This is a genomic window from Erwinia sp. ErVv1, from assembly GCF_900068895.1.
Lineage (GTDB): Bacteria > Pseudomonadota > Gammaproteobacteria > Enterobacterales > Enterobacteriaceae > Erwinia.
In genome coordinates this window covers 557,176-575,423 of sequence record NZ_CDPK01000003.1, presented here as the reverse complement: position 1 = coordinate 575,423, position 18,248 = coordinate 557,176, and the positions used below count along the sequence as shown (strand labels likewise).

The following is an 18,248-nucleotide window of genomic DNA, read 5'->3' as shown; positions in this document are numbered from 1 at the left end:
TATTTATTGTAGCGACTCTGGCCCCCTGATGAAAACGACATTTTCAGTAAGGGAATTATCCTGGGGGTTCCGCGTGGCGAATTATCCAGCGGTAAAAACAACAAAATAACATTTGCCTGAGCCTGACGCCGCTGCTGTCCGGGCTTACCCCGGGTTGATGAGCACATAACCAGCTGATTATGCTGAAATTGCCAACAATTACTTGTTGTACATCATTGAAACAAAAAAGACCTTACCTTTTGTTAAAGAGTTAGATTAGAATTGCGCTCACTTGTCTGCCGTATAGCAGATATCCTAATTTAGCCGAGCTTCTGCCTCTGGCGGGAGCATAAACAGTTAATGGTAACGATGCGTTTACTTATCACGCTCCTGATGCTGGCCTTCGCGCAGCTCTTTTTTAATGTGGCGCACGCATCGCCACATGCTCCAGTTAATGCAAACCACCATAAGGTGGAAGGCAGTGCCGCACGTGAGGACGATCGTCGTAAGCGGCGGCAGGTCAAGGGTAGCGTAACGAAAAAAGTTAAAGAGTCCACCCGCAAGTCACGCCGTATACCCGCCACCCGCCTCAAGGCCAAAAAAACGCTCGCGCCGCAGCCTGTATCGTCCCACTCCCGGAAATCTACCCTCAGGCATAAAGCGGCTTTACAGGCCAGTTTGGGTAAAAAACACTATGGTCACCGTCGTGGCAAATCCGTCGAACAGGGTGAAGAACTGACCGCCGAGGTGCTTAGCGCCCCGCTAAAAATGAGCAAGGCACACCGGGCGCGTTATCAAAAAGCTCGCCAGACGGCGATGAACAAGCTGATGGGCCAGTTGGGTAAACCCTACCAGTGGGGCGGAACATCGCCTAAAACGGGCTTCGACTGTAGCGGCCTGGTGTGGTATGCCTACAAGGATCTGGTGAAGTTTAAGATCCCCCGCACCGCCAATGAGATGTACCACCTGCGCGATGCGGCGAATATTAAACGCGGCGAGCTGGAGAAAGGCGACCTGGTTTTCTTCCGCATTAACGGACGCGGCACGGCGGATCACGTAGGCGTTTATCTTGGCGGCGGTAAATTTATTCAGTCGCCCCGTACGGGAAAAGATATTCAGGTTAGCGCGCTGGCTGATGAATACTGGCAGAGTCACTACATCGGCGCACGTCGGGTGATGACACCCAGAACGATCCGCTAATCTCCGTGTCGCGTAGTGAATAAAAAAAGGCCGATCTGACGATCGGCCTTTTTATTTTCCTGGACTAATGATTTCTCCGCACTCTCTTTCTTTACTGATTACGGATAGTGAATTCAGGCAGCATCATGCGTTATTTATGGATTGAAAAAAATTTCATGTGATGAACTAATAACGATTTTTACCTTTGTAGTACGTCAGGTAAATAAACAACCAACTAAAATACAATGACCAAAGTTCAGAAAAAACATTCAATCCTGTAAATCGCGCATGGATTCTTGCGTCAACCTAAATTATGCTCTTTTCAGACTTAATCAGTATCGTCTCAGTACTCTCAATTATGTGAGTCAATATCAATTTTTATTACCTGAAACAAATACTGAAGAGGTATGTATGAAAAGGCATTCCAAACTTGAATCCACAGCCAGCGATAAGCAAAAGGTTTCAGTAAAGGATGTCGATGATGCCAAGGGTTTCATCAATCAGGAGTATTTCTATGGTCCTGTCAGCGTGACTAATAGTAGTAATGTGGACCTGACCGGCTTATCAGTCCATGTTGAGCGTTTCCGCGGAGGTATGAACGCTTCTGTAAGATGGGAAGACTACTTTGAAGTTTACTATACGCCTGAGAAATTTGATTTACAAAAAGGCAAATCAACATTTGTTTCTATGGTATATAAACCGAAAAAGGTTTCTATGCCGGGCTGGGTAATTAATGGTGAGACGTGGAGTTGCCAGGTTAGAATTGTAGATAAAAACGGGAATAAAAGCCAATCGTATTATTCTCATGTTGTGTTTATTATGCCTCAGGAGGACATCAATATTACACAAAAGTTTTTGAGTAAGTGGAAGCCTGACCATACCAAAAATGAATATATCTATAGCTATCGATTGAACCTCACCAGCGATTATGAAACTGTTACTGACTGGTATGTTTTCCTGGATATACCTGGAAACGGTGTTGTATATCCGGCATGGCTTGACACTGTGAGTAGCTGGGTTAAACTCAGTGACTACCAGACCCCAGTCAGCAACACCACACTTGTAAGCATTGGCGATGCCAGCCACGCTATTCTGCCAGACACAAGTGTTACTCTTGATATCCAAATATTGTATCCTGATGAATCTGAAAAATACGAAACGCTGGGTAATATTGGGCTTAATGGTAAATTTTTCGGACAAAAATTAGCGCGATTCGAGAAATAAACAGTGCTTAGCCTAAGCTGGTTTTATTTTTGGTTAGTCAATACTATAAAGTGGATCAGCACATTATTTTATCTCTTATCTCGCAGAAATAGCAAAGCGCCTGTCGGTTTCTGAGGAGTGTCCCATCGACGCGGTAGCGGCACGATATCGCTAAAGTAAAAAAATAGGCCGATCTGACGATCGGCCTGTTTTTTTTAGTGCATGACGGCGGTAAAGCTGAAAATAATAATCATTAACAGCGCGCTACCGGTGGTCAGCAGAGACAATTTCAGATCGGTGTCCACAGAAACTCCTTTATACCCTTACAGTTTGTGTCACCATCAATTTTCCCACACCCGGCGGTAAAAATCTCGTTTTCTCTGCTCAGCCTTGCTAGAATTCCATTTCGTTGCGCAACGGGTTGCGTTCGCGGTCTGCAACCGACGCAACAGGCCTGGCTGGCTGCCCCCTTTTCCTTACTGACGCCACCGACTATTCATAAAAAACGGCGACGGATTTTGCCGTTTCAGGCAATCGTTTAACAATATACTTATCAGCAAGTTGCGGTAAGTACAGGAGTAGTGATTTCATGGCAACAATCAAAGATGTGGCTAAACGTGCCGGGGTGTCGACCACCACGGTGTCCCACGTCATTAATAAAACGCGCTTTGTGGCCGAAGCCACGCGGGAAGCAGTATGGACTGCTATCCGCGAACTGCATTATTCGCCAAGTGCCGTCGCCCGCAGTCTCAAGGTTAATCACACCCGGACCATCGGCCTGCTGGCAACGTCCAGCGAGGCGCCCTACTTTGCCGAGATTATTGAAGCCGTGGAGAACAGCTGCTTTGCCAGCGGTTACACCCTGATTCTGGGCAATGCGCACAACGATCTGGTCAAACAGCAGGCGTATCTGTCAATGATGGCGCAAAAGCGCGTCGATGGCCTGCTGGTGATGTGCTCCGAGTATCCTGATGAACTGATCCAGATGCTTGAAGATAACCGAAATATTCCTATGGTCGTCATGGACTGGAGCGAGTCACGCGGTGATTTTACGGATACGGTGCTGGATAACGCCTTTGAGGGGGGTTATCTGGCAGGCCGCTATCTGATTGAGCGCGGCCATCGCGATATTGGCGTCATTCCCGGTCAGCTGGAGCGTAACACCGGCGGTGGTCGTCATGCCGGTTTTCTAAAGGCGCTATCCGAAGCGGGGATCACCCTGCGCGATGAGTGGCTGGTACAGGGTGATTTCGAACCCGAATCTGGCTATCGTGCCATGCAGCAAATTTTATCCCAGAAGCAGCGTCCTACCGCCGTATTCTGCGGCGGCGATATTATGGCGATGGGGGCGATTTGTGCCGCTGATGAGATGGGTCTGCGCGTACCCCAGGATATCTCGGTCATCGGCTATGATAACGTGCGCAACGCGCGCTACTTCACCCCGGCCCTGACCACCGTTCACCAGCCAAAAGAGAGGCTGGGCGAAACGGCCTTTGAAATGCTGCTGGATCGTATTACCAGCAAGCGTGAGGAGCCACAGACGATTGAAGTTCATCCCAGCCTGATCGAGCGTCGTTCAGTGGCGGATGGTCCCTTTGTAGACTATCGCCGCTAACGCCATTAGTCGCCTGCTCACTCCTCTGCCCCCTCGTTCAGCCACTCATTATTGAGCGTCCCGGTGTCGCCAAGATAGTCGAGCAGCCAGCCCAGGGCGGGGCCGGCCTGCTGCTGCGACCAGCTGACGCAGCAGGGGCTGTCGGGAAATGTCGCGGTGAGCACAAGTTCCGTCAGTGCGCCGCTGCTCAGCAGCGGACGGGCAAAATGTCCTGGCACCATTCCGACGCAAAGCCCGGCCAGCAGGCAGTCCGCAGCGCTTTCCCAATCGGGCACCACCAGCCGACGCTGATTATCCAGCGTCCAGGTAGTGCGTTTGGGCAGCGCGCGGGACGTGTCTTCCAGCGTCAGAGAAGGCCATTCGCGGATGGCTTCCTCGCTGACCGGTCCTGAGATTTCTGTCAAAGGATGGCGGGCGCTAACCACACAGCGCCAGTTCAGCGCGCCCATATTGCGAAAGGCAAAGCGCCCGCCAACGGGTATTGCCTGAGTTGCGCCAATCGCCACATCTACCCGGCCATCCGCCAGCGCATCCCACACGCCATTAAACACCTCCGGGGAAAGGTGTAATTCCATATCCGGGAAATGACGGTAGAAATCGACAACCAGCTGCCGGGTGCGCTGGGGTTTCACTATCCTGTCTACGGCGATATTTAGCTGCCCGCGCCAGCCGTTTGCTACCTGCTGGCACTGACGCCGGGTGGCGAGCATTTTTTTGATTACGCTCCGCCCCTCCTGAATGAAGTAGCGTCCCGCCTCGGTCAGTTCGACATCGCGATGACGGCGTGTAAACAGCGAAACGGCCAGCCACTCTTCCAGCTGACGTACGGTATAGCTGATAGCGGAGGGGACCCGGTGCAGCTCAGCAGCAGCGGCGGTAAAGCTGCCATTTCGGGCAACGGCATCAATCACTTCGAGGGAATGTTCTGACCACATTTTCTGCCTGCAAATTTTTTGAACGCAATGGACAAATATTAGCGTTTCACAACGCCTCTGGCACGCATTTACACTCTGCGCCGTTATATTCTTCTGAAATTAAGAGCAAAAAAATGCCTGCAAAACTTTTTACCCTTTACCTGGCGCTGCTTAGCGTCATCGGCTTTCTGGCCACCGACATGTATCTGCCTGCCTTTACCCTGATGCAGCAGGATCTGCAAACCGACGCGGGAGCTATCGGTGCCAGCCTGAGTCTCTTTCTGGCGGGCTTTGCCTGTGCGCAGCTGATATGGGGCCCTCTCTCCGATCGAATCGGCCGTCGTCCGGTGCTGCTAATGGGTCTGAGCCTGTTTGCCATCAGCTGTGCCGGAATGTGGTGGGTGCACAATGCCACCCTTCTGCTGGTGCTGCGCTTTGTGCAGGCCATTGGCATCTGCGCGGCCGCCGTAACCTGGCAGGCGCTGGTGATTGACCGCTATTCCGCCACCCAGGCCAGCAAGGTTTTTGCCACAATCATGCCGCTGGTAGCACTCTCTCCGGCACTGGCTCCCCTACTAGGCGCCTGGCTGCTCAACCATTTCGGCTGGCGCGCAATTTTTATTGCCCTGATGGTCATTACGCTACTACTGCTGGTTTGCACGCTCTTTTTGACAGCAACACCACGCGTTATGCCAAAAAAAGGCGATAAGAAGACGGGTTTTCTAACCCTGCTGAAATCTCCTGTTTACAGCGGTAACGTGCTGATGTACGCCGCCTGCTCTGCCAGCTTCTTTGCCTGGCTGACCGGTTCGCCGTTTATCTTATCCGCGCTGGGCATGTCACCTGGCAGCATTGGCCTGAGCTACTTCCCTCAGACGCTGGCCTTTCTGACCGGCGGCTATGGCTGTCGAACCCTGCTTAAGCGTACGGAAGGCGGCTCACTTCTGCCCTGGCTGCTTGGCCTGTACAGCCTGAGCATTATTGCATTTTTTATCGCGGCTCAGCAGGCGACCCCCTCTGTGTATGCGCTGCTTCTGCCGTTCTGCGGCATTGCCCTGGCGAACGGTGCGCTGTATCCGATTGTTGTCTCGAATGCCCTGCTTCCCTTCCCGCAGGCCAGCGGTAAGGCCGCAGCGCTGCAAAATACGCTCCAGCTGGGGCTTTGCTGCGTGGCCAGCCTGCTGATCTCCTCATTTCTTACCCGCCCGCTGTGGTCTACCTCGCTGGTTATGCTGTCGACTGTCCTTTTTGCCATAATCGGCTATATTTTACAGCGTACAAAAGCGGCAGAAACGTCACTGCATCGCGCTGAAAGTAGTCGTTAACCTGCTGAATACTCTTAGTTAGCAACCTAACAATAAACATTTGAATATTGTCAGGGGTGAGCATATACTCGTTTCGCTAGGTAAAAAAATAACAATTTCCGCCTGATAACCCTCCGCTTTGCTGGCAGATAACCTGCCAGCAGGGTGAAGGATATCGGGGATACCTGCCAGGCCTCTTATGCTTTCAGCAAGTCTGACGGTTAAACGAGAAATAAAAGGTAAATTTTCAATTCTGACAGGGTAGTCTGGATTTAATCCGTGCATCCCCGTTGCTCTACTCTGCTAATATTTATATTCAATCCTCTGTAACGCCGGAAATCAGACGTACGCTAGCGTGTGCGTATTCTCAAAACCCCGTAGGAATTGTTTTTTCTATTTCTCGGGTATCAACCACACAGGGTGATGGAGAGACTATGAGTTCATCGTGTATAGAAGAAGTGAGCCTGGAAGAGAATCAGTGGTACAGAATCGTTCAGGAGATGTTGCGCAGTGCAGATATCGACGTTAATGGTACGCGCCCGTGGGATATTCAGGTAACCAACCCTGCCTTTTTTAAGCGCGTGCTACAGGAAGGCTCACTGGGGCTGGGTGAAAGCTATATGGATGGCTGGTGGGAGTGTGAAAGAATGGACATGTTCTTTCATCGCGTATTACTGGCGAAGCTCGATGAGAAACTCCCCCATCATTTCAAAGATACCTTACGTATTGCCGCCGCAAGACTAACCAATCAGCAGTCAAGAAAGCGCGCGTGGATAGTAGGAAAGGAACATTACGACCTCGGCAACGATCTGTTTTCTCTGATGCTTGATTCCCATATGCAGTACTCCTGCGGTTACTGGAAGGAAGCCCGGACGCTGGAGGATGCGCAGAATGCAAAATTAAAAATGATTTGCGAAAAGCTGCAATTAGCGCCCGGTATGTCCCTTCTGGATATCGGCTGCGGCTGGGGCGGGCTGGCAGAATATGCAGCGCGTCACTATGGCGTTCGCGTTTCTGGCGTCACTATCTCTGCCGAACAGCAAAAAATGGCCCAGCAGCGCTGTGAAGGATTGGATGTCACTATCCTGTTACAGGACTACCGCGATCTGAATGAACAGTACGATCGGATTGTTTCCGTGGGGATGTTTGAACATGTCGGCCCTAAGAATTACGCCACCTACTTTAACGTGGTGAACCGAAATCTGAAGCCGGATGGGCTTTTCCTGCTGCATACCATTGGGGCGAATACGACCGGCGAGAATGTTGATCCCTGGCTGGACAGATATATATTCCCTAATGGTCGCCTGCCCTCGGTTAGCCATATTGCTGAGGCCAGCGAACCTCACTTCGTTATGGAAGACTGGCATAATTTCGGCCCGGACTATGACACCACGCTGATGGCGTGGATTGATCGTTTTCTTGCAGTGTGGCCTGAGCTTTCAGAAAAGTACGGTGAGCGCTTTAAACGCATGTTTATTTATTATCTTAATGCCTGTGCAGGGGCCTTTCGTGCACGCCATATGCAGCTCTGGCAGGTGATGTTTACCCACGGAATTGAAGGGGGACTTCGCGTCCCACATTAATCCTGGTCCGCTAAAAGGCCGGCGTTATTTACGCCGGCCTTTTTATGCCTGGCATTTCGGGCGCTTTTATCAGCTATAGCTTACAGGCGGTTTAGCGTGGTTCTGGGGCGTCCTGAGCGACAGCCTGGCTAAGCAGGGCGTCACGCTGTGCCAGTACGCGTTCGACGGTTTCAATGATCGCCTGAGTGTGCGGATCGATTTCAATATTTACGCGATCCCCCAGACGTTTGGCCCCCAGCGTGGTCCTCGCCAGCGTTTCAGGAATAAGGTGTACGCAGAAACGGGTTTTGGTCACTTCCCCAATCGTCAGGCTTATTCCATCAATGCCAACAAATCCTTTATGCAGGATATATTTCATCTGCTCCGCATCACGCGGTTTAAACCAGATTTCGCGGTTATTTTCTGAGATAAGAATTTTGCAAATCTCTGCCGTGGTCATAATATGGCCAGACATGAGATGACCACCAATTTCATCACTGAATTTTGCTGCCCGCTCGACGTTGACGTAATCGCCAATACTGAGATCGCCCAGATTAGTGATGCGCAGCGTCTCTTTGACCAGATCGAAATTTACCCGGTCGCCGTTTATTTCCGTCACCGTCAGGCAACAGCCATTATGAGAAACGGATGCGCCCAACTCCAGACCTGGCAGCATGTCGGGCGGAAGTCGCACGGTGTGGGTGCGGAAATTAGGCTTCTCGTCAATCGCGAGCAGTTCGGCGGTGCCCTGCACAATACCGGTAAACATGGTTATCACCTCAAATAGAGTATTCTACCTGTTAGTTTGCCCTGGCTTACGCGTAAATCCAAACGCCCACGTTTTTTTTACTCCGACAGTCTGCGCTATTTTTCCGGCTAAGATTGGCTATTTGCTCTGCGAACATTACACTGATCGGCCAGCCCTGCTGTTAAACGCGGTGTTCAGTGCGATATTGCGGCAGCCAGGCTCCCTTCTACATAAATATAAACAGGTGTTCGTGTGCAGAAGTACCTTATTGAGGCGCGTCAGTTATTAGCGCTGGCGATCCCAGTGATCTTTGCTCAGGTGGCTCAGTCCGCTATGGGATTCGTCGATACGATTATGGCCGGCGCTGTTAGCGCCACGGATATGGCCGCGGTTGCCGTGGGCACCTCAATCTGGCTGCCCGCCATTCTCTTTGGACACGGTTTGCTGCTGTCACTGACGCCGGTGGTGGCGCAGTATAATGGTTCGGGTCGTCGGGAGCGCATTGCGCATCAGGTACGCCAGGCATACTGGCTGGCGGCGGTGGCTGCCGCCGTGGTGATGGTGCTGCTTTATAACGCCGGTTTTGTCATTCGCAGCATGCACAATATTGACCCGACGCTGGCGGACAAAGCGACAGGCTATCTGCATGCGCTGCTGTGGGGCGCGCCAGGCTATCTGTTCTTTCAGGTGGCGCGCAATCAGTGCGAAGGACTGGCTAAAACCCTGCCCGGCATGATTATTGGCTTCCTGGGTTTGATGGTAAATATCCCGGTTAACTATATCTTTATCTATGGTCATTTTGGCATGCCCGCGCTGGGCGGCGTGGGCTGTGGAGTGGCGACGGCTTCGGTCTACTGGGTAATGTTTGTGGTAATGAAACTCTGGATCCACCGCGCGCATTCAATGCGTGATATCCGTTTGCCGACGCGCCTGAGTGCGCCAGACAGTGCAGTGCTCTGGCGTCTGTTTACGTTAGGCCTGCCGGTTGCGCTGGCGCTGTTTTTCGAGGTCACGCTGTTCGCAGTTGTCGCGCTGCTGGTCTCCCCCATGGGGATCGTCGAGGTTGCCGGGCATCAGATCGCACTGAATTTCAGTTCGTTAATGTTCGTTATGCCGCTTTCACTGGGCGTGGCGACGACGATCCGCGTGGGCTTCCGGCTTGGGCAGGGATCGGCCGACGCGGCACGGGTGTCCGCCTGGACGGCACAGGGCGTCGGGATAACCATGGCCTGTATGACCGCATTGTTTACCGTGATGTTTCGCGAGCAGATAGCGCTGCTTTACAACGATAATCCGGCCGTGGTTACGCTAGCCGCTCAGCTGATGCTGCTGGCTGCGGTATACCAGATTTCCGATTCAATCCAGGTGATTGGCAGTGGCATTCTGCGCGGTTACAAAGATACGCGTTCGATCTTCTTTATCACCTTTACGGCTTATTGGGTGCTCGGCCTGCCCTGTGGGTATGTGCTGGCGATGACAGACTGGGTGGTTTCACCGCTGGGCCCGGCGGGTTTCTGGATGGGGTTTATCATCGGTCTGACCTCCGCTGCAATCATGATGGTCTGGCGTATCCGCCGCCTGCAGCGTCAGCCAGCCGAGCGGATTCTGGCACGTGCAGCACACTAATTTTCCGACATTTTTTGTGCAGGCATGCTTAAATATGCTGCGCTTCGCACAGTTGCGCAGCAGTCACACAGAAAAAAGCGGATTCTGCTTGCCAGGCGGTAACGCTGTCGTTAATATTCGTCCCCGCTGTTAGCAATACAGTAATGATGCGTTCTTAGCTCAGTTGGTTAGAGCACCACCTTGACATGGTGGGGGTCGGAGGTTCGAGTCCTCTAGAACGCACCACNGTCCCCGCTGTTAGCAATACAGTAATGATGCGTTCTTAGCTCAGTTGGTTAGAGCACCACCTTGACATGGTGGGGGTCGGAGGTTCGAGTCCTCTAGAACGCACCACAGTGCGTCCGTAGCTCAGTTGGTTAGAGCACCACCTTGACATGGTGGGGGTCGGTGGTTCGAGTCCACTCGGACGCACCAGCATTTATGCGTTCTTAGCTCAGTTGGTTAGAGCACCACCTTGACATGGTGGGGGTCGGAGGTTCGAGTCCTCTAGAACGCACCACTCCTGATAGCCACTTCCTGCGTTACCTTTTTCTGTNATGCGTTCTTAGCTCAGTTGGTTAGAGCACCACCTTGACATGGTGGGGGTCGGAGGTTCGAGTCCTCTAGAACGCACCACTCCTGATAGCCACTTCCTGCGTTACCTTTTTCTGTATTTCTCCCTCAACCAATCTCCCGCTTGCACTATGCTCGTCCCTTGCTGTGACGCCCCTGCGCCCGTTTTTATTGCGCAACACCATGCGCTAACGCAATAATTGACGGATAAGATCATGCTTTTTAGTTGGTTTTCGTCTACCCGAATCGCTATAATCACCGGCGTTGTTTCATTTGAATGGTTTCAGCGTATGGTTGGCCCTTTACAAAAAACGATAGCGTCCTGCGCCCTTCGCTGCGCATGCGCTGAAACTGCGTCTCAACTTCCTCTGCAAACGACCCTACTGTCACCTATTCTTAATCTGTACCGCAGTTTACGACTCAAGCAAAAATTCTTCTCCGGGGCTTTTTTACCGGCGCCGGGATTGCCACTCTCACATCCATTACAACTTAATAGATAACTCGTCATGAAAAAGACCAAAATTGTTTGTACTATCGGACCAAAAACCGAATCGGAAGAAATGCTGACTAACCTGCTGGATGCGGGAATGAACGTAATGCGCCTTAACTTCTCTCACGGCGATTATGAAGAGCACGGCAAGCGCATTGCCAATCTGCGCGCCGTAATGAGTAACACCGGCCACCAGGCGGCGATCCTGCTGGACACGAAAGGCCCGGAAATTCGCACCATGAAGCTGGAGGGTGGCAACGATGCCGCGCTGAAAGCAGGCCAGACCTTTACCTTTACCACCGACCAGTCCGTGGTGGGTAACACCGAACGCGTTGCGGTCACCTATCCGGGTTTTGCCTCAGATCTCAAAATCGGCAATACCGTGCTGGTAGATGACGGCCTGATCGGCATGGAAGTGGTTGAAGTCACAGAAAACACCGTGGTCTGTAAAGTCCTTAACAATGGTGACCTGGGTGAAAACAAAGGCGTTAACCTGCCGGGCGTTTCTATCCAGCTGCCTGCGCTGGCCGAAAAAGACAAGCGTGACCTGATCTTCGGTTGTGAACAGGGCGTTGATTTTGTTGCGGCGTCATTTATCCGTAAGCGCTCAGACGTGCTGGAGATCCGTGAGCATCTTAAGCAGCACGGCGGCGAGCATATTCAGATCATCTCCAAGATCGAAAACCAGGAAGGCCTGAATAATTTCGACGAAATCCTTGATGCGTCCGACGGCATCATGGTTGCGCGTGGCGATCTGGGCGTTGAGATCCCGGTTGAAGAAGTTATCTTCGCTCAGAAGATGATGATCAAAAAATGTAACCGCGCACGTAAGGTGGTTATCACCGCCACTCAGATGCTTGATTCGATGATCAAGAACCCGCGCCCTACCCGTGCGGAGGCAGGCGACGTGGCTAACGCCATTCTCGACGGTACCGATGCGGTCATGCTGTCGGGCGAAAGCGCGAAAGGACGTTATCCCCTGGAGTCAGTCACCATTATGGCGACCATCTGCGAACGTACCGATCGTGTTATGAAGAGCCGTATCGATTCGCATCATGACAACCGTAAAATGCGCATTACTGAAGCAGTATGCCGTGGCGCGGTAGAGACGGCGGAAAACCTGGAAGCCCCCCTGATCGTGGTTGCCACAGAAGGCGGTAAATCGGCCAAATCCGTGCGTAAATACTTCCCTAACGCCACCATTCTCGCGCTGACCACCAATGCACTCACCGCTCGTCAGCTGCTGCTGAGCAAAGGCATTGTGACCAGCGTCGTCGACGTGATTGCCTCAACCGATGACTTTTACCGCCTGGGTAAAGAAGCCGCGCTTGCCAGCGGCTACGGTCAAAAAGGCGATGTGGTGGTGATGGTTTCTGGTGCCCTGGTGCCAAGCGGAACAACCAATACCGCATCCGTACACGTTCTGTAATTTCAGATTAGGGTTTGAGATTAAAAAAGCGCCCGAGTGGCGCTTTTTTTATAGTCATCATCTGGAAATACCACAAAACATCTGCCTGAAATTATCCCCTCAAAATTTTATAAACTTAAGAAGTGTCCGATTAAACGCGCCTGTTTTAGCTAATTTTTTTGTACTTAAGTGCAAAGACGATGCTTCTTTGAGCGAACGATCAAATTTAAGCACCTTCTCATCAAAAATTTATTCTCATTAGAAAATACTTTGTGTAATACTTGTAACGCTACATGGAGATTAACTCAATCTAGAGGGTATAAATAATGAATCGTACTAAACTGGTACTGGGCGCGGTAATCCTGGGTTCAACTCTGCTGGCTGGTTGCTCAAGCAACGCTAAAATCGACCAGCTGTCTACCGACGTTCAGACTCTGAACGCTAAAGTTGACCAGCTGAGCAACGACGTGAACGCAATCCGTTCTGACGTTCAGGCTGCTAAAGATGACGCAGCTCGTGCAAACCAGCGTCTGGACAACCAGGCTCACTCTTACCGTAAGTAAGAGTTCTGGTTATGAAAATGGCGCACAGTGTGCGCCATTTTTTTTGTCTAAAATGTCCCCTCACTTAAGCCGCCCGCCGGTAGTGAGTCGTCTTAATTTACCGTACAGCTACCGCTGATTTATCCCCCTGTAACGCCCCGAAGCTTCTTATCCATACCCTGTCCTGCAAACCTACCTGTTACTATTCATCACGCGGCTTAAGATGCTGCCCCGGCTTAAACGCTCCACAAGCCATGCTAACGTGCCTGCGGCATGCGGTGGCTCAGGGTGTCGATTGTGACGGTAATGCGTCTGAATCCTGCTGGTTGCGGCTGTAAGGCAGAGTTGCCTGCTCTGGCTCACCGCTATTCACCAGCACCGGCATCCCTGAACGACGTTTCAGTGCGTCACCGATAACCTGCCCGTCGCTCAGCCCACTGTTGATAAATTTTTTCGCGCCAGAAGTGAGCAAAATGGGCATGGTCTGCGGATCGTCGCGATCGCTATGCGAAAGCGGCTGATGCACCTCGATATAGCGCTTGCCGTCCGGCTCTGTGGCATATTTCACCGGCTGGTTAACTATCTGTACGCGTGTCCCCGTGGGAACACTGTCAAACAGGGCTTTAATGTCATCGGGCCGCAGACGAATACAGCCCGAACTGACGCGCATCCCAATACCAAAATCCGCATTAGTCCCATGTATCAAATAGTGCCCCGCCCCCCAGGCAAGGCGCAGAGCGAAAAGCCCCATCGGGTTTTGCGGACCGGCGGGCACGGTAACGGGCAACGTTTTCCCCTCTGCGGCATAGCGTTTACGGATATTGGGCGTCGGTGTCCATGAAGGGTTTGGGATTTTCTGACTAATGCGGGTTACCATCGGTGGCGTATTCGCCCCCAGCTGACCAATACCAATCGGGTAAACAATGACCCGGTCCCCACCTTTAGGGTAATAGTAAAGGCGCAGCTCGGCGACGTTAACCACTATCCCTTCCCGCCGGGTATCGGGCAGAAGCATCTGCAAGGGTATAGTCAGCTTTGTACCGGGTGCAGGTAGCCAGGGATCGGTACCGGGATTAGCCTCCAGCATTCCCAGCAGCCCGGTTTTATAGGCGGCCGCGACGCTTTCAAGCGGGCGACCATCATCAGGAACGACGTAGGTGGTGTTCTCGCCGATCAGGCGGCTGTTTTCGGGCGGCAGCGGGTACTCTGTGGCATTAACGCAGGAGGAGGCGATCAGGAGCAGCAACAACGATGAAAGATGCGTCAGACAGCGTTTCATAGAGGCTTCTCGATGAGCAGGAGAGAAACCTCCCGACAGCAGTGCGGGAGGCCTGCCGGGAAGGCGTAGTGATTAGCTTAGCGTAGCGGCCTTCTGGCGAATTGCACGGATCATTGCTTCTAAACCCTGTGAGCGGGAAGGCGTAAGATGCTGCGCCAGCGCCAGCTGCTCAAAGAAAGGACGAACGTCAAAGCCAACGATATCAGCAGGCGTCATATTCTGATAGAGGATGAAAACCACCGCCACCAGTCCCTTAACAATCGCCGCGTCACTGTCGCCCTGCAGGGTGACGTAGCCGCTGCTATCGGTATCCATAATTATCCATACCTGGCTCTGGCAGCCCGATATGGCATTCTCGGGCTGGTGCAGTGCATCAGGCAGCGCGGGCAACAGGGCACCCAGCTCGATGACATACAGGTATTTCTCTTCCCAGTTTGCGCAGCGGGTAAAGTTGCGCACCAGTTTCTCTTTATCTGGCAAACTTGCCATTACTCTCTCCCTTATCGGTGGGCAGCCCTGAACAACTGCGCCTGACCACTTCAAGCAGCGGTCAGGCGCGTTGGAACAGCTATTTAGCCGCCCAGCAGACGGTGTATACGTGTCAGGCCTGCCGCCAGTCGATCGGCCTCTTCTTCGCTATTATACAAAACGAAAGAAGCGCGGCACATTGCCGGTACGCCGTAATGCGTCATCAGCGGCATCGCGCAGTGATGACCCGTGCGAATCGCTATCCCATAACGATCCAGAAAGCTGCCGACGTCATAGGCATGATGCTGACCCAGATTGAACGCGATCACGCCTGAACGCGCCTGAGGACCATAGATAACCAGGCCAGGGACCGAAGCCAGTTTATCCAGCGCATAGCGCATCAGCGCCTGCTCACGCTGGTGGATGACATCCAGACCCAGTGCAGTTATCCAGGAGAGTGCCGCACCCAGTCCAATAATGCCGCCCGTATTGGGCGTGCCTGCCTCAAAGCGCCACGGCGCAGCGGCAAAGCGCGTGCCTTCCGTGAGGCTGACAGTGGCTATCATCGACCCACCGCCTTCCCACGGTGGCATCTCATCCAGCAGGGCCTTACGCCCGTAAAGGATGCCAATGCCGGTGGGGCCGTAAATTTTATGGCCGGAAAAGACGTAAAAATCGCAGTCCAGATCCTGGACGTCGACCTGCTGATGCATCACCGCCTGCGCACCGTCAATCAGCGTGGTCACCCCGGCCGCTTTTGCCCGCGCTACCAGCTCTTTCACCGGGTTAACCGTGCCCAGAACGTTAGAGACGTGGGTGACTGCCAGCATACGGGTGCGGCTGTCTATCAGCGTGGAGAGGTTGGACAGGTCCAGCTCACCGGTTTCGGTCAGCGGGATAAAGCGTACTTCTGCGCCAACACGTTCGGCCAGCATCTGCCAGGGAACGATATTGGCGTGATGCTCCATCCCGGTGATCAAAATATTGTCACCGGCCTGCAGCTGACGGCTTCCCCAGCTGCTCGCTACCAGGTTGATCCCCTCGGTGGTGCCTTTGACGAAGATAATCTCTTCCGGCGATGCGGCATTCAGAAAGCGTGCCGCCTGAATGCGCACGTCTTCCATTGCGGTAGTCGCTTCCGCACTCAGGGTATGAATACCCCGATGCACGGCCGCGTAGCCATGCGCGTAGAAATGACTCTCGGCGTCGATGACCGCCTGCGGCTTTTGTGCGCTGGCCGCACTGTCAAGATAGGCCAGCGGTTCGCCATTCACTTCTCGCGCCAGAATAGGAAAATCAGCCCTGACGCGTGTCAGGTCAAAACTCATTGAATGCCTCCGGGAAAACGCTGTGCGATACGTTGCATTACCGCCTCTTTCAGCACGTCATCCGTAATGGCTTCGGTTAATTCTGCGGCAAACGCATAGATAATCATACGCTGCGCTGACGCTTCGTTAATGCCGCGCGCGCGCAGATAAAACATCTGCTCGTCATCAATACGCCCGATGGTGGCACCGTGGCTGCACTTAACGTCATCAGCGTAGATTTCCAGCTGGGGTTTGGTATCCACCTCAGCCAGCCGGCCCAGCAGCAGGTTGTTGTTGTTCATCTGGCCGTCGGTTTTCAGCGCATGCTTAGCCACTTTTATCAGGCCGTTAAAAACCGCGCGCGCCTTATCGCGGACGATAGTTTTATGCAGCTGTCGGCTCTGACAGTAGCCTTTGTTGTGCTCAAGCCAGGTGCGGCTGTCACAAACTTCTTTCTCGATCGGCAGCATCAGGCTGTTAATGCCCAGCTCACTGCCCTCACCGTTCAGCTGAACGCTGGTATTGTGCCGGGTCAGACCCGCTCCCAGCAGGAAGCTGTGGCTCTGAACGCGCGCGTCACGGCCAATAACCAGATCGTTGTGGGCAAAGTGGAAGCTGCTGTTGTGCTCAAAGGCCAGCTTGTAGTGCGTCAGCGCGGCATTGTCGCCCACTTCTGCGGTAAAGCGGCCGCCGGTGAAGTGGCTGGCTTCGTTCAGGCTGACGTAGTGCTCAATCACCGAGGCCTGTGCGCCATCGTCCAGCTGGAGATGATGACGATAGTGTGACGTATTCATCTCTGCCTGGGCGCTGCCGCTGCTGATATGCAGCAGGTAAAGCGCGCGCGGCGCCTGTTTTCCACGCGCCAGGCGGACCAGCGTCACTTCTTCTGCCAGACTTTCCGTCAGGTGCAGGAATACCTCAGGCTGTAGCGGCGCGTTAAGTTCGCGGCGCTCACCCGCCTGAGAAATCTGGATATCAAACAGATCATAGCTGCTGTCACTGAGGGCTTTGCTGAAACGCCCGTCGACAAACACCAGTTTGACGGCGTCGATCTCCAGGGCGCGTTCTGTAACATCAGCCGCGCTCAGTTCAGAGGAGTGCGTTTGCACAAAGTTCTGCCCAAACAGACTCTCCAGCGGGGTATATTTCCAGTTTTCCTGCTTGCGCGTCGGCAGTCCGAGACGCAATACCTGCTGCCAGTGGTGCTGTGCCTGAAGCGAACGGCTTGCGCCGTGGCTTTCAAACAGGTGATGCCACTGCTGCAGGGCGTTGTCACTACTCCTGGTCGGTAAGCCAGCCATAGCCTTGCTCCTCCAGTTGTTTCACCAGCGTAAAGTCGCCGGATTTGACGATTTTGCCCTGATACAGAACGTGAACGAAGTCCGGCTTGATATAGTCCAGAATGCGCTGATAGTGCGTCACAATAATGAATGCACGCTTGCCGTCACGCAGCGTGTTAACGCCGTTAGCGACCGTTTTCAGCGCATCGATGTCCAGACCTGAGTCGGTTTCATCCAGGATGCACAGCTCGGGTTCAAGCGCTGCCATCTGCAGAATATCATTACGCTTTTTCTCACCGCCCGAGAAGCCAACGTTAACTGAACGCGTCAGCAGGTCTTCCGGCATTTTCAGCAGGTGAATTTTGTCTTCAATAAAGTCCTGGAAGTCGAAACGATCCAGCGCCTCGCTGCCGCGATACTGACGCACCGAGTTCACTGCGGTTTGCAGAAAGAACTGGTTGCTGACGCCCGGGATCTCAACCGGATACTGGAACGCCATAAAGATGCCTTCCCCGGCCCGATCTTCGGGAGAGAGTTCAAGCAGATCTTTACCTTTAAAGCTAACGGAACCACCGGTCACTTCATACTCTTCGCGCCCGGCCAGCGTGGCAGAGAGCGTACTTTTTCCTGAGCCGTTAGGGCCCATGATGGCGTGGACTTCACCCGGTTTTACTTCAAGATCCAGCCCACGCAGGATCTCTTTGTCTTCAATGCTAACCTGTAAATCTTTAATACTTAACATAGTGTTTCCCTGGCAGTGCCGTCCAGCACTGCGCTCAGTGACCGTACGCG

16 protein-coding genes and 5 tRNA genes are annotated in these 18,248 nt (G+C 52.9%); 13 read left to right on the top strand and 8 right to left on the bottom strand.

Going from position 1 to position 18,248, the window contains the following annotated elements; translation table 11 throughout:
* The first annotated feature begins 348 nt into the window (after positions 1–348).
* Together A1830_RS06900 and A1830_RS06895 are read left to right on the top strand one after the other, a co-directional pair.
* Positions 349–1,179: a C40 family peptidase gene (locus tag A1830_RS06900; protein ID WP_067703593.1), complete on the top strand. Its 831-nt coding sequence runs from the start codon at positions 349–351 to the stop codon at positions 1,177–1,179.
* A gap of 390 nt (positions 1,180–1,569) precedes the next feature.
* Positions 1,570–2,382, top strand: coding sequence for a hypothetical protein (locus tag A1830_RS06895; protein WP_067703590.1), 813 nt, complete (start codon positions 1,570–1,572; stop codon positions 2,380–2,382).
* Positions 2,383–2,576: 194 nt separating this feature from the next.
* Here A1830_RS06895 and A1830_RS22540 read toward each other — a convergent pair whose 3' ends face one another.
* On the bottom strand, positions 2,577–2,666 hold the full coding sequence (locus tag A1830_RS22540; protein WP_156484948.1) for a cytochrome bd-I oxidase subunit CydH: 90 nt from the start codon (positions 2,664–2,666) through the stop codon (positions 2,577–2,579).
* Between the two features lie 284 nt (positions 2,667–2,950).
* Here A1830_RS22540 and purR point away from each other — a divergent pair, with 284 nt between their 5' ends.
* Positions 2,951–3,976 (top strand): HTH-type transcriptional repressor PurR, encoded by a 1,026-nt coding sequence (gene purR, locus A1830_RS06890; protein WP_067703587.1) that lies wholly within the window; start codon positions 2,951–2,953, stop codon positions 3,974–3,976.
* Positions 3,977–3,993: 17 nt separating this feature from the next.
* On the opposite strand, the gene punR is transcribed toward purR, so the two are convergent.
* Positions 3,994–4,911, bottom strand: coding sequence for a DNA-binding transcriptional activator PunR (punR, locus tag A1830_RS06885; RefSeq protein ID WP_067703584.1), 918 nt, complete (start codon positions 4,909–4,911; stop codon positions 3,994–3,996).
* 113 nt (positions 4,912–5,024) lie between these two features.
* Here punR and punC point away from each other — a divergent pair, with 113 nt between their 5' ends.
* Both punC and cfa read left to right on the top strand, forming a co-directional pair.
* The gene (gene punC / locus A1830_RS06880; RefSeq protein WP_067703581.1) at positions 5,025–6,215 is read left to right on the top strand and encodes a purine nucleoside transporter PunC; all 1,191 of its coding nucleotides are present in this window, start codon (positions 5,025–5,027) and stop codon (positions 6,213–6,215) included.
* 413 nt (positions 6,216–6,628) lie between these two features.
* A complete protein-coding gene (cfa, locus tag A1830_RS06875) occupies positions 6,629–7,777 on the top strand; it encodes a cyclopropane fatty acyl phospholipid synthase (protein ID WP_067703578.1) in 1,149 nt (382 codons plus the stop codon).
* Between the two features lie 91 nt (positions 7,778–7,868).
* Here cfa and A1830_RS06870 read toward each other — a convergent pair whose 3' ends face one another.
* On the bottom strand, positions 7,869–8,525 hold the full coding sequence (locus A1830_RS06870; RefSeq protein ID WP_067703575.1) for a riboflavin synthase: 657 nt from the start codon (positions 8,523–8,525) through the stop codon (positions 7,869–7,871).
* 231 nt (positions 8,526–8,756) lie between these two features.
* On the opposite strand from A1830_RS06870, the gene A1830_RS06865 reads away from it, so the two are divergent.
* The 8 genes from A1830_RS06865 to A1830_RS06830 all read left to right on the top strand — a co-directional run bounded on the left by A1830_RS06865 (position 8,757) and on the right by A1830_RS06830 (position 13,143).
* On the top strand, positions 8,757–10,130 hold the full coding sequence (locus tag A1830_RS06865) for an MATE family efflux transporter (RefSeq protein ID WP_067703572.1): 1,374 nt from the start codon (positions 8,757–8,759) through the stop codon (positions 10,128–10,130).
* A 148-nt stretch (positions 10,131–10,278) separates the two neighbouring features.
* Positions 10,279–10,355 (top strand) — tRNA-Val (locus A1830_RS06860).
* 31 nt (positions 10,356–10,386) lie between these two features.
* A tRNA-Val gene (locus tag A1830_RS06855) sits at positions 10,387–10,463 on the top strand.
* A 4-nt stretch (positions 10,464–10,467) separates the two neighbouring features.
* A tRNA-Val gene (locus tag A1830_RS06850) sits at positions 10,468–10,544 on the top strand.
* 8 nt (positions 10,545–10,552) lie between these two features.
* Positions 10,553–10,629, top strand: a tRNA-Val gene (locus tag A1830_RS06845).
* Positions 10,630–10,668: 39 nt separating this feature from the next.
* Positions 10,669–10,745, top strand: a tRNA-Val gene (locus tag A1830_RS06840).
* A 443-nt stretch (positions 10,746–11,188) separates the two neighbouring features.
* On the top strand, positions 11,189–12,601 hold the full coding sequence (pykF, locus tag A1830_RS06835) for a pyruvate kinase PykF (RefSeq protein WP_067703569.1): 1,413 nt from the start codon (positions 11,189–11,191) through the stop codon (positions 12,599–12,601).
* Positions 12,602–12,906: 305 nt separating this feature from the next.
* Entirely contained in the window at positions 12,907–13,143 is a 237-nt protein-coding gene (locus A1830_RS06830; protein WP_016169824.1) for a major outer membrane lipoprotein, read from the top strand.
* Positions 13,144–13,405: 262 nt separating this feature from the next.
* Here A1830_RS06830 and A1830_RS06825 read toward each other — a convergent pair whose 3' ends face one another.
* The 5 genes from A1830_RS06825 to sufC all read right to left on the bottom strand — a co-directional run bounded on the left by A1830_RS06825 (position 13,406) and on the right by sufC (position 18,198).
* The gene (locus A1830_RS06825) at positions 13,406–14,401 is read right to left on the bottom strand and encodes a L,D-transpeptidase family protein (RefSeq protein WP_067703566.1); all 996 of its coding nucleotides are present in this window, start codon (positions 14,399–14,401) and stop codon (positions 13,406–13,408) included.
* A 72-nt stretch (positions 14,402–14,473) separates the two neighbouring features.
* Positions 14,474–14,890, bottom strand: coding sequence for a cysteine desulfuration protein SufE (gene sufE / locus A1830_RS06820; RefSeq protein ID WP_067703563.1), 417 nt, complete (start codon positions 14,888–14,890; stop codon positions 14,474–14,476).
* Positions 14,891–14,973: 83 nt separating this feature from the next.
* Positions 14,974–16,197: a cysteine desulfurase SufS gene (gene sufS / locus A1830_RS06815; RefSeq protein WP_067703560.1), complete on the bottom strand. Its 1,224-nt coding sequence runs from the start codon at positions 16,195–16,197 to the stop codon at positions 14,974–14,976.
* On the bottom strand, positions 16,194–17,477 hold the full coding sequence (sufD, locus tag A1830_RS06810; protein ID WP_067703557.1) for a Fe-S cluster assembly protein SufD: 1,284 nt from the start codon (positions 17,475–17,477) through the stop codon (positions 16,194–16,196). Before sufD ends, sufS begins: the two co-directional genes overlap by 4 nt.
* Complete coding sequence (sufC, locus tag A1830_RS06805; RefSeq protein WP_067703554.1) at positions 17,452–18,198, bottom strand: Fe-S cluster assembly ATPase SufC; 747 nt, start codon at positions 18,196–18,198, stop codon at positions 17,452–17,454. The genes sufD and sufC overlap by 26 nt, the downstream gene beginning before the upstream one ends.
* Positions 18,199–18,248: the final 50 nt, after the last annotated feature.

Coding starts and splice junctions, on each gene's coding strand:
- A1830_RS06900 (WP_067703593.1), top strand. CDS start 349: ATGCGTTTACTTATCACGCTCCTGATGCTGGCCTTCGCGCAGCTCTTT.
- A1830_RS06895 (WP_067703590.1), top strand. CDS start 1,570: ATGAAAAGGCATTCCAAACTTGAATCCACAGCCAGCGATAAGCAAAAG.
- purR (WP_067703587.1), top strand. CDS start 2,951: ATGGCAACAATCAAAGATGTGGCTAAACGTGCCGGGGTGTCGACCACC.
- punR (WP_067703584.1), bottom strand. CDS start 4,911: ATGTGGTCAGAACATTCCCTCGAAGTGATTGATGCCGTTGCCCGAAAT.
- punC (WP_067703581.1), top strand. CDS start 5,025: ATGCCTGCAAAACTTTTTACCCTTTACCTGGCGCTGCTTAGCGTCATC.
- cfa (WP_067703578.1), top strand. CDS start 6,629: ATGAGTTCATCGTGTATAGAAGAAGTGAGCCTGGAAGAGAATCAGTGG.
- A1830_RS06870 (WP_067703575.1), bottom strand. CDS start 8,525: ATGTTTACCGGTATTGTGCAGGGCACCGCCGAACTGCTCGCGATTGAC.
- pykF (WP_067703569.1), top strand. CDS start 11,189: ATGAAAAAGACCAAAATTGTTTGTACTATCGGACCAAAAACCGAATCG.
- A1830_RS06830 (WP_016169824.1), top strand. CDS start 12,907: ATGAATCGTACTAAACTGGTACTGGGCGCGGTAATCCTGGGTTCAACT.
- A1830_RS06825 (WP_067703566.1), bottom strand. CDS start 14,401: ATGAAACGCTGTCTGACGCATCTTTCATCGTTGTTGCTGCTCCTGATC.
- sufE (WP_067703563.1), bottom strand. CDS start 14,890: ATGGCAAGTTTGCCAGATAAAGAGAAACTGGTGCGCAACTTTACCCGC.
- sufS (WP_067703560.1), bottom strand. CDS start 16,197: ATGAGTTTTGACCTGACACGCGTCAGGGCTGATTTTCCTATTCTGGCG.
- sufD (WP_067703557.1), bottom strand. CDS start 17,477: ATGGCTGGCTTACCGACCAGGAGTAGTGACAACGCCCTGCAGCAGTGG.
- sufC (WP_067703554.1), bottom strand. CDS start 18,198: ATGTTAAGTATTAAAGATTTACAGGTTAGCATTGAAGACAAAGAGATC.